Raw genomic sequence first — 13,622 nt, forward strand, 5'->3', positions numbered from 1 at the left:
GAGATGAACCTGAAATCCCTCATCCGCCACGAGACTTTCCTGGCTCTGCTGCTGGTCGTCGTCCTGATCGTGCTGTCGTTCCAGTCGGACCGCTTCTTGACCGTCGACAACCTGCTCAACCAGGGGCGGTTGATGACCGAGATCGGCCTGATCGCCATTGCCATGACCTTCGTCATCGCCACCGGCGGCATCGACTTGTCGGTCGGCTCGATCCTTGGCCTGACCGCCATCCTGACCGGCGTGTTCTGGCAGAATGTCGGCCTGCCGTTGCCGGTGGCGGCGACCGCCGCGATCGCCGTCGGCACCTTCGCCGGCTTCGTCAACGGCGTCATCATCACCCGCTTCCGCGTGCCGCCGCTGATCGCTACGCTGGCGACGCTCGCGCTCTATCGCGGCCTCGCCGAAGGCATCAGCCAGGCGCGCTCGGTGCGCGGCTACCCGGAATGGTTCTACGTGCTTGGCCAGCAGGACGTGCTCGGCGTGCCGACGCAACTCTGGATCTTGTTCCTCGCGGCCGTCGTCGCCTCGGTCATCCTCGCCTACACGACCTGGGGCCGCACGGTTTATGCCGTGGGTTCCAACGAGGTCGCGAGCCGTTTCTCCGGCCTGTCGGTCGAGAAGACCAAGCTCGCGCTCTACACCGCCTCGGGCTTCGCCGCCGCGATTGCCGCCGTCATCTTCGTCTCCCGCGTTTCCACCACGCGTTCGGACATGGGCACCGGCATCGAGCTCGACGCCATCACGGCGGTCGTCCTCGGCGGCACCTCAATCTTCGGCGGGCGCGGCACAGTCGTCGGCACCATCATTGGCCTCTGCCTGATTCAGGCGCTGAAGAACGGCCTGTCGCTTGCCGGCATCAAGGGGGACGGCACGATCATGCTGATCGGCGCCGTCCTCATCCTGGCGATCCTCGCCAGCAACCTCTTCGAGAGGAGCGGCACTCGAACCTAGGGAGAGAAACGTCCTTCACTGCCGCTCTAAAGTGTCCGGACGATCAATTGGAGGATGGAATGCGTAACGTAGTACTTTCCGCGCTTCTGGCCTTGTCCTTCTCGACAAGCCTCAGCCATGCCCAGTCCGCCTGGACGGGCGGCGACGACCTGCCCACCAATCCGCTCGCCTGCGACGCCACGCCGGCGACCGCTGCGGCCAAGCCCTATGACGGCGGCCAGCCGACCAACGCGCCCGACCGCAAGGGCAAGACGATCAAGGTCGTCGACGTGCCGAAGCTGGTCGGCATCGGCTACTTCAACGCCACGTCCAAGGGCATCGCCGACGCGGCCAAGGAAATGGGCACGATGGACGCCAAGACCGACGGTCCGTCCAAGGCCAACATCGACGACCAGATCACGCTGATCGACAACTACATCACCTCCGGTGTCGACGGCATCCTGTTCGCCGCCAACGATCCGGTCGCCATTGCGCCTGTGCTGAAGAAGGCGCTCGGCGCCGGCATCAACGTCGTCGGCTACGACGCCAACTCGTCGCCCGATGCCCGCCAGTGGTTCGTCAACCAGGCAGAGTTCAACGGCATCGCCAAGGCCATGGTCGACTCGATGGCAGCCGAAATCGGCGACGACGGCGCCTTCGCCATCGTCACCTCGACCTTCACCACGCCGAACCAGGCGCGCTGGATCGCCGAGATGGCCGCCTACCAGGCCAAGTGCCATCCCAAGATGAAGTGGCTCGAGACCGTCGAGGCGCAGGAAGACAACATCCTGTCCTTCAACCAGTCGAACACGCTCATCAACAAGTATGGCGACGAGCTCAAGGGCATCTTCGGCATGACCAGCGTGGCGACGCCGGCCGCTGCCGATGCGGTAACCCAGGCCAAGAAGTGCGGCAGCGTCGCCGTCGTCGGCCTCGCCACGCCGAACGCGATGAAGCCCTATGTCGGCGCCGGCTGCGTCAAGTCTGTGGTGCTGTGGAACCCGGTCGATCTCGGCTATGCCGCAGCCTACGTGCTGCGCGCTGTCGCCGACGGCACGCTTGCTCCTGGTGCGACCTCGGTGAAGGCCGGCAAACTTGGTGATCTCTCCGTCATCAACGGCTCGGAGATCCTGCTCGGCGCGCCGACCGTGTTCAACAAGGACAACATCAACAACTTCGACTTCTGACGTTGAAGCGGGAGACGTTTCCGCGTCTCCCCACCCCCGGAGTTGGCCGGCGACCTGACTGCCGGCCAACTTCACCCCACCGCATGAAAGGACCGTCGCCATGCCAGAAGCGGCCGGCTGGCAAGCCGAACTCGAACAGCTGAAAGCCGTGTCGGCCCGCATAGGCTGCGATCCGCTGCTGACGCAGGGCGCCGGCGGTAACACCTCGCTCAAGGTCGGCGGCACGCTGTGGATCAAGGCTTCCGGCACATGGCTCGCCCATGCGCTGACCCGCGACATCATGGTGCCGGTGGAGATGGCGCCGCTGATTGCAGCGGTCGAGGCCGTCGATCCCGCCGCCGAGCAGGCGCACCAGTTCACGGTTACGGCGCTGAACGGTTCGGGCCTGCGCCCGTCGATCGAAACGACCGTGCATGCCCTGATGCCGCAGCGCGTCGTACTGCATGTCCATTGCGTCGACACGATAGCTTTCGCCGTGCGCAGCGACTGCACCGAGCAGGTCGGCCCGCGGCTCGCCGGGCTCAACTGGGCCCATGTGCCCTATGCGCGGCCGGGCCTGCCGCTGGCGCTCGCTATCGCCGAGCATCGCGGCCAGCGGCCGGACGTGCTGATCCTTGCCAATCACGGACTGGCGGTCGCGGCCGAAACCGTGGACGCGGCAGAGGTCTTGCTCGATGACGTCAAGGCGAGGCTGCGGATTGCGCCTCGGGTGTCTCCCGAAATGCGCACCGACGGGCTCGTACTGCTCGCCGCCGGCACGGACTATCGGCTGCCGCAGTCCGAGGCCGCGCATGCCGCCGCGACCGATCCCGTGAGCACTGCCTTTGCCGCAAAGGGCAGCCTCTATCCCGACCATGTGATCTTCCTCGGCGCCGGGTCTGCGATTGCGAAAGACGGCGAGAACGCCGCTGGCGTGATTGCGCGCCTCGGCATGTCGCCGGTCTCGCTCCTGTTTCCCGGAGCGGGTATCCTGATGCGCGAAGACGCGACGCCGGGCGCCGACGCCATGGCCCGCTGCCTTGCAGACGTGCTGGCGCGCGTCCCCGGCAACGCGCCGGTGCGAGTTCTCACGGCCGCGGAGCATCTCCAGCTGACCGACTGGGACGCCGAGAAATATCGGCAGGACCTGGCCCGCAAGGCCGCGGCAAAGAAGATCGCGTGACGATGAATACCCCGCTCGCCATCGGCATCGACCTCGGTACGTCAGGCGCCCGCGCCGTGGTGATGACGCCGTCGTTCGAGATCGTGGCGCAAGGCGCGGCCAGGCTCTCCGATTTCGGCACCGACCCGCGCGACCCGGAGCTCTGGTGGCGGGCGGTCGAGGCGGCGCTGAATGGGGTGCTTGCCCAGGTCGATCGCGCCTGGGTCCATGCGATTGCCGTCGACGCCACCTCCGGCACGCTGTTGCCGGTCGATGCCGAGGGCACGCCGCTCGCCGAACCGCTGATGTATGACGACAAGGTGAGCGACGCCTCGGTGCTCACGCGTATTGCTGCCGTCATCCCTGCGGAAAGCGCAGCCCATGGCGCCACTTCCGGCCTCGCCAAGGCGCTGGTGTTCCAGTCGGTGCCTGGCGTGGCGAAGGTTCTGCACCAGGCCGACTGGATCGCGGGGCGGTTCGCCGGACATTTCCGCACCACCGACGAGAACAATGCTCTGAAGACCGGCTACGACGCAATCGACCGGCGCTGGCCGGACTGGATCGCGGCGACGGGTCTCGACATCTCCTTGCTGCCGCGCGTCGTGGCGCCAGGCACGCCGCTCGAGACCATTGCCCCCGATATGGCGAGTGCCTTCGGTCTCAGCGAAGAGGTCGAGATCATTGCCGGCACCACCGACGGGTGCGCCTCGTTCCTTGCGACCGGCGCCGACAGGCCGGGCGACGGCGTCACAGCACTCGGCTCGACGCTGACACTGAAGCTGCTCAGTGACCGGCCGATCTTCGCGCCCGACTTCGGCATCTATAGCCACCGCCTCAACGGCATGTGGCTCGCCGGCGGCGCCTCCAACAGCGGCGGCAAGGTGCTCGCGCATTTCTTTTCCGCCGACGAGATCTCGCGGCTGTCCGCCGAGATCGATGCCGATGTGCCGACCGGCCTCGACTTCTACCCGCTGATCGAGCGGGGCGAGCGCTTCCCGGTGCTCGATCCGGCCTGGCCGCCACGGCTCGACCCGCGTCCCACTGACGATGCCGACTTCCTCAAGGCAATGCTCGAGGGCATCGCAGCCATCGAAAAGCTCGGCTACGACAGGCTCGCCGAGCTCGGCGCGCCGCCGCTCCGCTCCATGCGCAGTCTCGGCGGCGGGGCGACAAATCCCGCATGGACCGCAATCCGCCAGAACCGGCTCGGCGTGCCTTTCCTGCCGGCGCATTCGCAGGAAGCCGCCGCCGGCGCGGCGCGGCTGGCGCTGATCGGCCTCGAAGCGGTGGGGGACCTGTGATGCCAACCCAGCTCGATGGCATCCGCGACCTGGCCGAGCGCTTCGACGTGTTCGTCCTTGACCAGTTCGGCGTGCTGCACGACGGCACAGCCCCCTATCCGGGCGCGGTCGAGGCGCTGGTGCGACTGAAACAGGCCGGCAAGCGCACACTGCTCTTGTCGAACTCGGGCAAGCGCTCGGCGCCCAACGAGGCGCGGCTGGCAAAGCTCGGTTTCGTGCCCGGCAGCTGGGACCATTTGCTGTCTTCCGGCGAGGTCGCCTGGCAAAGCCTGCGCAGGCAACTCGGCACCGAGGCGGACCTGCGCTGCCTGCTGATCGCCCGCGATGGCGACCGCTCGGCAATCGAGGACCTGCCGCTGACGCTGGTCGAGACCGGCGAGGACGCAGACATCGTGCTCCTGTCGGCCAGCGAGGGCGACCGCTTCGACCTCGACCATTATCGTCGGCTCCTCCAGCCCGCGGCCGCGCGGGGCGCGAGGTGTCTCTGCACCAACCCGGACAAGATCATGCTGACCTCGGTTGGCCCGCGCTTCGGCGCCGGGCGCATTGCCGAGCTCTATGGCGAGTTGGGCGGCGACGTGACCTGGATCGGCAAACCGTTCCACGAGATCTACGCGGCAGCACTCGACATGCTCGGCAATCCCGACCCGGCGCGCGTGGTCTGCGTCGGCGACAGCATCGAGCACGACATCGTGGGCGGGCAGGGAGCTGGGCTGCGAACAGCGCTTGTCATGACCGGCGTCCTGGCGGCGAGCAGTCAGGCCGAACGGGACCGGCTTTTCGCCGAATACGGCGCAACGCCTGATTTTCTTGTGCGGACATTTGCGTGGTGAGGCCGCGCGGGAGGAGGATGTGATGGAAACGATGATTGCCGGCGACGCCGTCGAGCAAAGCAACGCCGCCCACGAAAAGGCCCTGCGCGCCGACTATGCGGCGCTCGGCGACCAACTGGACCGGCGCGGCATCGCCATCGATGCCATCCTCGGCAAGGTCGAGGCGTTCGGCGTGGCGATCCCGTCCTGGGGCGTCGGCACGGGCGGCACGCGCTTTGCCCGCTTTCCTGGCCCCGGCGAGCCGCGCGACGTCTTCGACAAGGTCGAGGACTGCGCCGTCATCAACCAGCTGACGCGCGCCACGCCCACCGTCTCGCTGCACATCCCCTGGGACAAGGCCGACACCAACAGGCTGAAGCAAGCTGCGGCGCGTTTCGGCCTCGGCTTCGATGCCATGAACTCCAACACCTTCTCCGACGCCCGCGACCAGAAGCACTCCTACAAGTTCGGCTCGCTCAGCCACGCCGACGCGGCCGTCCGCCGGCAGGCGGTCGAGCACAACATCGAATGCATCGAGATCGGCCGGACGCTGGGATCGAAGGCGCTGACGGTGTGGATCGGCGACGGCTCGAATTTCCCCGGCCAGGTGAACTTCGCCCGCGCCTTCGAGCGCTATCTCGACGCGATGAAAGCCATCTATGCGGCGCTGCCCGACGACTGGCGGCTCTTCACCGAGCACAAGATGTACGAGCCGGCGTTCTATTCGACGGTCGTGCAGGACTGGGGCACCAACTACATCATCGCGAAGGAACTGGGCGACAAGGCCTATTGCCTCGTCGACCTCGGCCATCACGCGCCCAACGTCAACATCGAGATGATAGTGTCCCGGCTGATCCAGTTCGGCAAGCTGGGTGGCTTCCATTTCAATGACAGCAAGTATGGCGACGACGATCTCGACGCCGGCTCGATCGATCCCTACCGCCTGTTCCTGGTCTTCAACGAACTGGTCGACGCCGAGTTGTCAGGCGCCAAGGATTTCCACCCCGCCCACATGCTCGACCAGAGCCACAACGTCACCGACCCGATCGAAAGCCTGATGCTGTCGGCGGTCGAGGTGCAGCGCGCCTATGCGGCAGCTCTGCTGGTCGATCGCAAGGCGCTCGAAGGTTTCCAGGAAGAGAACGACGCGCTTATGGCGACGCAGACGCTGAAAGCGGCCTACCGCACCGACGTCGAACCGATCCTCGCCATGGCGCGGCTCAAGAGCGGTGGCGCCATCGATCCGGTCGCGGCCTATCGCGCCAGCGCCTACCGCCAGAAGGTCGCGGCCGAGCGCCCGGCGGCTGTCGGCGGCAGCGGCGGTATCGTCTGAGGGGAGGGCCGGACATGCCCGAGCGCATCGCCTTCCGCATGGTCCTCAATCCCGGTCAGGCCGCCGAATACAAGAAGCGGCACGACGAGATCTGGCCGGAACTGAGTGCGGCGCTGCGCGACGCCGGCGTATCGGACTACACGATCTGGCTCGATCCCGAGACCAACCACCTGTTCGCGACGCTGGTCCGCACCGACGACCACACGATGGACGCGTTGCCGCAAACCGAGGTCAACCGTCGCTGGTGGGACTTCATGGCCGACATCATGCAGTACACCGACCGCAACGAACCGCTGGTCGTGCCGCTGCAGCAGGTTTTTCATTTGGAGTAGACGATGACTGACAAGGCACTGCGCGACGAGATGGTGTCGATCTGCCGGCGCATGAATTCGAGCGGCATCAACCAGGGCACGGCCGGCAACCTTTCGGTCCGTTCGGGCAGCGGCTTCCTGATCACACCGTCGGGCATGCCCTATGACGGCATGAGGCCGGACGACATCGTCGAGATGGATTTCGACGGCACCTATGTCGGCCGCCGCCCGTCGTCGGAATGGCGATTCCACCGCGATATCCTGAAGGCGCGCGAGGACATCAGCGTCGTGCTGCACTGCCATTCGGTCTATGCGACCACGCTCGCCTGCCACCACAAGACCATTCCCTCGTTCCACTACATGACCGGCGTCGCCGGCGGCACCACCATCCGCTGCGCCGCCTATGCCACCTTCGGCACCCAGGCGCTGTCGGACAATGCGCTGGTGGCGCTCAAGGACCGGCTTGCCTGCCTGCTTGGCCAGCACGGTCAGATTTCGCTGGGCACCAACCTCGAACACGCGCTGTGGCTGGCGATCGAGGTGGAGACGCTGTCGCGCATGTATGTGCAGGCGCTGACCCTCGGCGAGCCGCCGATCCTGCCCGACGACGAGATGGAGAGGGTGATCGAGCAGATGCGCCGCATGAGCTACGGCCTCGCGCCCGACGCCGAAGGCACCAACGACGTCGCCCGCCCGCGCAATCCGTGAAACCTGCCAAAGCTGGGTGACGCGGCCGCTTTCGCGCACCTGCAATAAATTTCAGGACTCTCCCTTGTCGCTATCGCCAAGGTATGAAATATATTTCATCATGTGAATTTTATTGACATTGCGATTCAAGGCTGCAATTCTCTGCGCATCGGACTTCGGGAGGAAGTTCGGTGCAATCAATCCAAATGGCGCGGCGCCGGGAGTGCCGGCATCGGTTATTGATCTGGCTTCGGCCAAGGGAGGGAACTTGCGTAGATTTCTGAGCACTTTCGCGGCCGCAGCCGCGGTATCGACCATTCTCGGTGCGGGCCATGCCCAGTCGGCCGAAAACCCGTTCAAATGCGCGCCCGGCGAAAAATACGTCATGAACGTCATGGTGTCGGGCGTCGAATACTGGTTCCCGGTCTATGAGATGTTCAAGCAGGCCGGCCAGCAGTTCGGCTGCGAGACGGCCTATACCGGCACGCCGGAATATGACGTCAACAAGCAGATCGCCACCTTCGACCAGGCGCTGGCGCAGAAGCCGGCCGGCATCCTGGTGCATCCGATGAACTCCGATCCGTTCATCGAGCCGATCGACCGCGCCATCGAGCAGGGCACGGCCGTCGTCACCTTCGCCGCCGACTCGCCCAACTCCAAGCGCGTCTCCTACATCACCTCCGACAACATCGCCGAAGGCACCTATGCCGCCGACGCGGTGGCCAAGGCGATGGACGGCAAGGGCGAATATGCCGTGCTGGAGAACCCCGGCCAGGACAACCACGACAAGCGCGTCAACGCCTTCGTCGCCCGCATGGAGGCCAAGTGGCCGGACATGAAGCTGGTCGGCCGCGCTGCCTCGAACCAGGATCCGACCAAGGCCTATCAGGCCGTGCTCAGCCTGGCGCAGGCCCATCCCGATCTCGGCGCCGTGTTCATGCCGGAGGCCAACTCGGCCATCGGCGCGGCGCAGGCGGCCAAGGAAGGCGGCGGCAAGATCAAGGTCATGCTGGCCGACGTCAACGCCAAGATCCTCGACATGATCAAGGCCGGCGAGATCTTCGGCTCGGTCAACCCGAACCAGGGCATGCAGGGCTACATGGGCTTCATGCTGCTGTGGATGGCCAAGCACCCCGACCTGATCGACCCGATGAACGACGCCAAGCGCTCGGGCTTCAACCCGATGAGCGTGCCCTTCGTCGACAACGGCTTCTCCATCGTCACCGCCGACAACGCCGACGACTTCTACTGGGACAAGTATCTCAAGCGCCGCGGCACCAAGGGCATCGAGGAATAGATTTCCTCGAGCATTCATGCCTTGCTGGAAGATCGCCGGGGCGTCCGCGCCCCGGCATCCACCGGACCCCGAACGCAGCGAAAGTTGACAGATGTCGACGCCCATTCTCGAGATCTCAGGAGTTTCGAAGTCGTTCGGCGCCATCAAGGCGCTGACCGGCATCGACTTCTCGCTGGCACCAGGCGAGGTGCATGCGCTCTGCGGCGAGAACGGCGCGGGCAAGTCGACGCTGATGAACATAGTCGCCGGCGTGTTGCAGCCTGACGAGGGCGACATCCGCATCGGCGGCGACAAGGTCGTCATCGCGTCGCCGGCCGCGGCCCAGCGCCTCGGCATCGCGCTCGTCCACCAGGAGATCGCGCTCTGCCCCGATGCGACGGTGGCCGAGAACATCTTCATGTCCGCCATCAACACCCGGCGCGCGCCGCTGATGAATTTCCGCAGCCTGCAGGCCGAGGCGCAGAAGGTGATGGATCTTTTGGCCCCGATCCCGGTGCGCACCAAGGTCGGCGACCTCTCCATTTCCAACCAGCAGCTGGTCGAGATCGCCAAGGCGCTGACGCTCGACTGTCGCGTGCTGATCCTCGACGAGCCGACCGCGGCGCTGACCGAGCCCGAGGCGCAGCGCCTGTTCGCGATTGTCCGCGAGCTCAAGTCGCGCGGCATCTCCATCGTCTACATCAGCCACCGCATGGCCGAGATCTTTTCGCTCTGCGACCGGGTAACGGTGTTCCGCGACGGCCGCTATGTCGCCACCGACGAGATTGCGGCGACCTCGCCCGACGAGGTGGTGCGCAAGATGGTCGGCCGCGAAATCGCCCAGCTCTATCCCGACAAGCTCGGGCCGGACGAGGCGCCGGGTCGTACCTTGCTCAAGGTGTCCGACCTGTCGGACGGCGAGCGCTGCTTCGGCGTCGGCCTCGAGCTGCGCGCCGGCGAGATCCTCGGTATCGGCGGGCTGATCGGCTCGGGCCGGAGCGAGATCGCCCAGACATTGTGCGGCCTGCGGCCCGCGGCTTCAGGCGTGGTCGAGATCGATGGCCGGGCCCTCAGGGTTTCCGGCTACGCCCAGGCCGTGAGAGCTGGGCTGGTCTATCTTTCCGAGGACCGCAAGGGCTCGGGCGTGTTCCTCGACATGTCGATTGCCGCCAATGTCTCGGCGCTCGACTTGGGCAAGCTCACCGGCAGCCTCGGCCTGCTCGACAGTCGCGCCGAAACCGACCAGGCGACCGAACTGGCCAGGCGGCTCGGCGTGCGCATGGCGGGCGTCGGAGCAGCGGTCTCGACGCTCAGCGGCGGCAACCAGCAGAAGGTGGCGATTGCCAAGCAGCTGTCGGTCAGCCCCAAGGTGATGATCATGGACGAGCCGACGCGCGGCATCGATGTCGGCGCCAAGGCAGAGATCCATCGCCTGCTGCGCGATCTTGCTCGGCGCGGGGTCGGCATCATCGTCATTTCCTCCGAGATGCCAGAGCTGATCGGCCTGTGCGACCGCGTGCTGGTCGTGCGCGAGGGCAGGATCGCCGGCGAGCTCGCGGCCGACGAGCTCGGCGAGGAAGCCATCATCATGCCCGCCTCCGGCGTGCAGCCCAGTTCACACAATGCCAGGCAGGCCCGAAATGTCGCCTAGGGAAGCGGAAGCACCGATCATGACGGCTCAGATCAAGACCGAAAGCCAGGGCGCGCGCTGGAACCTCGCGCGGCTGGGCTCGATGCGCGAGGCGGGGCTGATCGTCATCATCCTGGCGCTGTGCATCGCCATGTCGTTCGCCTCGCCGCATTTCCTGACATGGGGCAACTTCCGCGCCATGCTGATGAGCTTTTCCATCGAGGGCATCGTCGTCGTCGGCATGACCATCCTGCTCATCGTCGGCGGCATCGACCTGTCGGTCGGCTCGGTCGTGGCCTTCTCGATGGTGGTGTCGGGCGCGCTGTTCCTGGCCGGGCTGGACCCGTGGACCGCGAGCCTGATCGGCATCGCTGTCAGTGCGCTGATCGGTGCGGTCATGGGCTTCTTCGTCACCGTGGTCGGGCTCAACCACTTCATCACCTCGCTGGCGGCGATGGTGATCGTGCGCGGCCTGTGCCTGATCGTCACCAAGGGCACGCCGCTGTCGCTGTTCACCCTGCCGCCGGCCTTCAAGGCGATCGGCCAGGGCAGCTTCCAGGGCGTGCCTTACGTCATCATCATCTTCGTGGTGGTGGTTGCCGTCTTCGACTTCCTGCTGCGCCGGGCGACCGCGTTCCGCAAGGTCTTCTACACCGGTTCCAACGAGAAGGCGGCGCAGTATTCCGGCATCCGCACCAAGCAGGTGAAGTTCTGGGTGACGGTGCTGAGCTCGACGCTCGCGGGTTTTGCCGGTGTCATCTACATGTCCCGCTTCGGCGCGGCCACGCCCACCTTCGGCGCTGGCATGGAACTCAACATCATCGCCGCGGCCGTCATCGGCGGGGCGTCGCTCAACGGCGGCTCGGGCACCATCTTCGGCGCCATTCTTGGCATGGCGCTGCTGTCGGTGGTCACCAGCTCGCTGATCCTGCTCGACATCTCGGTCTACTGGCAGGACATGATCAAGGGCTGCATCCTGCTCGCCGCCGTCTCCATCGACCACCTGCTTCACCGCAGGAAGGCATGAGGAGACGGATCATGGCCAACGGCAACTCACGCGACGAAATCGCCAGCGCCCGCCAGATGCACCAGGCGCTCGTGCTCCACTACATGGAGGGCAAGACCCAGGCGGAGATCGCCCACGAGCTCGGCATCTCGCACGCCACCGTCAACCGCCTGATCAAGCGCGGCCACCAGATGGGGCTGGTCGAGATCAGGATCAAATCGCCGATCGAGCATCTGGTCGACATCGAGAGCCGGCTGGTGGCGCTTGGCGGGCTCAAGCGCGCCGTGGTCGTGCCGTCGCTCGGCGACAATCCGCAAACCGCGCTGCAGCGTGTCGGCGAGGCGGCGGCGACGCTGCTGCAGGATACGATCAAGGACGGCGACACCATCTCCATCACCGGCGGCAAGGGCGTTTCCGCCGTGGTCGCCGGCCTGAATGGTGGCCGCCAGGTCAAGGTCGAGGTCATTCCGGCGACCGGGCTGGTGCAGGGCAAGCACTACACCGACGTCAACCACGTGGCGTCGCTGATGGCCGACAAGCTCGGCGGCCGCGCCTATCAGGTACATGCGCCCCTGTTTGCCGACAGCCCCGAGCAGCGCAACATGCTGATGGGGGTCAGCTCCGTCTCCGACGTGTTCCGCAAGGCGCGTGAGGCCAATGTCGCGGTGGTCGGCATCGGTTCGATCCTGACCGACGATTCCAGCTATTACGACCTGCATCCGTCTTCGAGCACGGATCGCCAGGCCATCGAGCGCTCGGGTGCTGCCGGCGAGCTGCTCGCCCATCTCGTCGATGCGCAGGGCAAGGTCTGCGACTACAGCCTCAATCGTTGCCTGGTGTCGCTGACGCTCGAAGAATTCGCCACCATCCCGCGCACCATCGGCGTCGCTAGCGGCGCCAGCAAGGTGGCACCTATCCTCAGCGCCATGCGCGGCAATCACCTTGAAACCATCGTCACCGACGAAGCCACGGCCCTCCAGGTCTTGGCACTCGCCGAAGGAAAGAGACCATGACCCAGCTTGTGCGCAACATCGGCCGTTCAGGCATGTCGGCCTCCGGCGTCGGCCTGGGCACCTGGGCGATCGGCGGCTGGATGTGGGGCGGCACCGACGAGGATGCCTCGATCGGCGCGATCCAGGCATCCATCGACGCCGGCGTGTCGCTGATCGACACCGCGCCCGCTTATGGCCTCGGCCGCAGCGAGGAGATCGTTGGCAAGGCCATTCACGGCCGGCGCGACAAGGTGGTGATCGCCACCAAATGCGGGCTCAACTGGCACTCGGGCAAGGGCAACCATTTCTTCGACCAGGACGGGCTTCCCGTGCATCGCTATCTCGGCGCCGACGGGATCGCCCACGAGGTCGAGCAGAGCCTGCGCCGCCTCGGCACAGACTGCGTCGACCTCTACATCACCCACTGGCAGGATCCGACGACGCCGGTCGCCGAGACCATGGAAACGCTCCTGCGCCTCAAGCAGCAGGGCAAGATCGCAGCCATCGGCGCGAGCAACGTCAACGGCGAGGAGCTGAAGGCGTACGTCGCCGCCGGCCAGATCGACGCCATCCAGGAGCGTTACTCGATGCTCGACCGCGAGATCGAGGACACGCTGTTGCCGATCACGCGGGCCAACGACGTGGCCACGCTCAGCTATTCGTCGCTGGCGCTCGGCCTGCTCTCGGGTGCCATCGATCCGTCCCGCCAGTTCGGCGGCGACGATCAGCGCAAGGACAATCCGCGCTTCTCCGAGGCCAACCGGCAGAAGGTGGTGGAGCTGAAGGCGGCCATCGCACCCGTCATCGAGCGCCACGAGGCGAGCATGGCGCAGGTGGTGATCGCCTGGACGCTGGCCCAGCCCGGTATCACCTTTGCCCTGTGCGGCGCGCGCAATCCGGCGCAGGCGCTCGACAATGCGCGGGCCGGCCAGATCAGGCTCGATGCCGAGGATCTGGCGGTGCTCGACGCGGCCATCTCCAGGCATCTCGTCGCCATGGACGCCTGATCGAAGGAA

Annotated in this window: 13 protein-coding genes; all 13 read left to right on the top strand. The window is 66.0% G+C overall.

The genetic code is table 11. The features are described 5' to 3' along the window. Positions 1–3 precede the first annotated feature (3 nt). The 13 genes from AmiPiv_RS09240 to AmiPiv_RS09300 all read left to right on the top strand — a co-directional run bounded on the left by AmiPiv_RS09240 (position 4) and on the right by AmiPiv_RS09300 (position 13,613). Positions 4–951 (top strand): ABC transporter permease, encoded by a 948-nt coding sequence (locus tag AmiPiv_RS09240; RefSeq protein WP_340037092.1) that lies wholly within the window; start codon positions 4–6, stop codon positions 949–951. 59 nt (positions 952–1,010) lie between these two features. Beyond that, positions 1,011–2,117, top strand: coding sequence for an autoinducer 2 ABC transporter substrate-binding protein (locus tag AmiPiv_RS09245; protein ID WP_340037093.1), 1,107 nt, complete (start codon positions 1,011–1,013; stop codon positions 2,115–2,117). A 100-nt stretch (positions 2,118–2,217) separates the two neighbouring features. Then, on the top strand, positions 2,218–3,279 hold the full coding sequence (locus tag AmiPiv_RS09250; RefSeq protein ID WP_340037094.1) for a class II aldolase/adducin family protein: 1,062 nt from the start codon (positions 2,218–2,220) through the stop codon (positions 3,277–3,279). Positions 3,280–3,281: 2 nt separating this feature from the next. Further along, positions 3,282–4,559, top strand: a complete 1,278-nt coding sequence (locus tag AmiPiv_RS09255; RefSeq protein WP_340037311.1) for an FGGY-family carbohydrate kinase — start codon at positions 3,282–3,284, stop codon at positions 4,557–4,559. Further along, the gene (locus tag AmiPiv_RS09260; RefSeq protein WP_340037095.1) at positions 4,559–5,392 is read left to right on the top strand and encodes a TIGR01459 family HAD-type hydrolase; all 834 of its coding nucleotides are present in this window, start codon (positions 4,559–4,561) and stop codon (positions 5,390–5,392) included. The genes AmiPiv_RS09255 and AmiPiv_RS09260 overlap by 1 nt, the downstream gene beginning before the upstream one ends. Before the next feature lie 22 nt (positions 5,393–5,414). Continuing rightward, the gene (rhaI, locus tag AmiPiv_RS09265; RefSeq protein ID WP_340037096.1) at positions 5,415–6,704 is read left to right on the top strand and encodes an L-rhamnose catabolism isomerase; all 1,290 of its coding nucleotides are present in this window, start codon (positions 5,415–5,417) and stop codon (positions 6,702–6,704) included. A gap of 14 nt (positions 6,705–6,718) precedes the next feature. Continuing rightward, the gene (gene rhaM, locus AmiPiv_RS09270) at positions 6,719–7,036 is read left to right on the top strand and encodes an L-rhamnose mutarotase (protein WP_340037098.1); all 318 of its coding nucleotides are present in this window, start codon (positions 6,719–6,721) and stop codon (positions 7,034–7,036) included. Between the two features lie 3 nt (positions 7,037–7,039). After that, positions 7,040–7,723: a class II aldolase/adducin family protein gene (locus tag AmiPiv_RS09275; RefSeq protein ID WP_340037099.1), complete on the top strand. Its 684-nt coding sequence runs from the start codon at positions 7,040–7,042 to the stop codon at positions 7,721–7,723. Between the two features lie 247 nt (positions 7,724–7,970). Beyond that, positions 7,971–8,999: a substrate-binding domain-containing protein gene (locus AmiPiv_RS09280; protein ID WP_340037100.1), complete on the top strand. Its 1,029-nt coding sequence runs from the start codon at positions 7,971–7,973 to the stop codon at positions 8,997–8,999. A 91-nt stretch (positions 9,000–9,090) separates the two neighbouring features. Then, positions 9,091–10,629 carry a sugar ABC transporter ATP-binding protein gene (locus AmiPiv_RS09285; protein ID WP_340037101.1) on the top strand — a complete coding sequence of 513 codons (1,539 nt, stop codon included), beginning with the start codon at positions 9,091–9,093 and terminating at the stop codon, positions 10,627–10,629. Between the two features lie 19 nt (positions 10,630–10,648). After that, positions 10,649–11,635, top strand: a complete 987-nt coding sequence (locus AmiPiv_RS09290) for an ABC transporter permease (protein WP_340037102.1) — start codon at positions 10,649–10,651, stop codon at positions 11,633–11,635. 11 nt (positions 11,636–11,646) lie between these two features. Further along, positions 11,647–12,627 (top strand): sugar-binding transcriptional regulator, encoded by a 981-nt coding sequence (locus AmiPiv_RS09295; RefSeq protein WP_340037103.1) that lies wholly within the window; start codon positions 11,647–11,649, stop codon positions 12,625–12,627. Then, the gene (locus AmiPiv_RS09300) at positions 12,624–13,613 is read left to right on the top strand and encodes an aldo/keto reductase (RefSeq protein WP_340037104.1); all 990 of its coding nucleotides are present in this window, start codon (positions 12,624–12,626) and stop codon (positions 13,611–13,613) included. Before AmiPiv_RS09295 ends, AmiPiv_RS09300 begins: the two co-directional genes overlap by 4 nt. The last annotated feature ends 9 nt before the right edge of the window (positions 13,614–13,622 follow it).

The sequence above is a fragment of the Aminobacter sp. Piv2-1 genome (assembly GCF_037625995.1).
Lineage (GTDB): Bacteria > Pseudomonadota > Alphaproteobacteria > Rhizobiales > Rhizobiaceae > Aminobacter.

Bases quoted from the DNA above. Each gene is read 5' to 3' on its own strand.
- AmiPiv_RS09240 (WP_340037092.1), top strand. From the start codon at position 4: ATGAACCTGAAATCCCTCATCCGCCACGAGACTTTCCTGGCTCTGCTG.
- AmiPiv_RS09245 (WP_340037093.1), top strand. From the start codon at position 1,011: ATGCGTAACGTAGTACTTTCCGCGCTTCTGGCCTTGTCCTTCTCGACA.
- AmiPiv_RS09250 (WP_340037094.1), top strand. From the start codon at position 2,218: ATGCCAGAAGCGGCCGGCTGGCAAGCCGAACTCGAACAGCTGAAAGCC.
- AmiPiv_RS09255 (WP_340037311.1), top strand. From the start codon at position 3,282: ATGAATACCCCGCTCGCCATCGGCATCGACCTCGGTACGTCAGGCGCC.
- AmiPiv_RS09260 (WP_340037095.1), top strand. From the start codon at position 4,559: ATGCCAACCCAGCTCGATGGCATCCGCGACCTGGCCGAGCGCTTCGAC.
- rhaI (WP_340037096.1), top strand. From the start codon at position 5,415: ATGGAAACGATGATTGCCGGCGACGCCGTCGAGCAAAGCAACGCCGCC.
- rhaM (WP_340037098.1), top strand. From the start codon at position 6,719: ATGCCCGAGCGCATCGCCTTCCGCATGGTCCTCAATCCCGGTCAGGCC.
- AmiPiv_RS09275 (WP_340037099.1), top strand. From the start codon at position 7,040: ATGACTGACAAGGCACTGCGCGACGAGATGGTGTCGATCTGCCGGCGC.
- AmiPiv_RS09285 (WP_340037101.1), top strand. From the start codon at position 9,091: ATGTCGACGCCCATTCTCGAGATCTCAGGAGTTTCGAAGTCGTTCGGC.
- AmiPiv_RS09290 (WP_340037102.1), top strand. From the start codon at position 10,649: ATGACGGCTCAGATCAAGACCGAAAGCCAGGGCGCGCGCTGGAACCTC.
- AmiPiv_RS09295 (WP_340037103.1), top strand. From the start codon at position 11,647: ATGGCCAACGGCAACTCACGCGACGAAATCGCCAGCGCCCGCCAGATG.
- AmiPiv_RS09300 (WP_340037104.1), top strand. From the start codon at position 12,624: ATGACCCAGCTTGTGCGCAACATCGGCCGTTCAGGCATGTCGGCCTCC.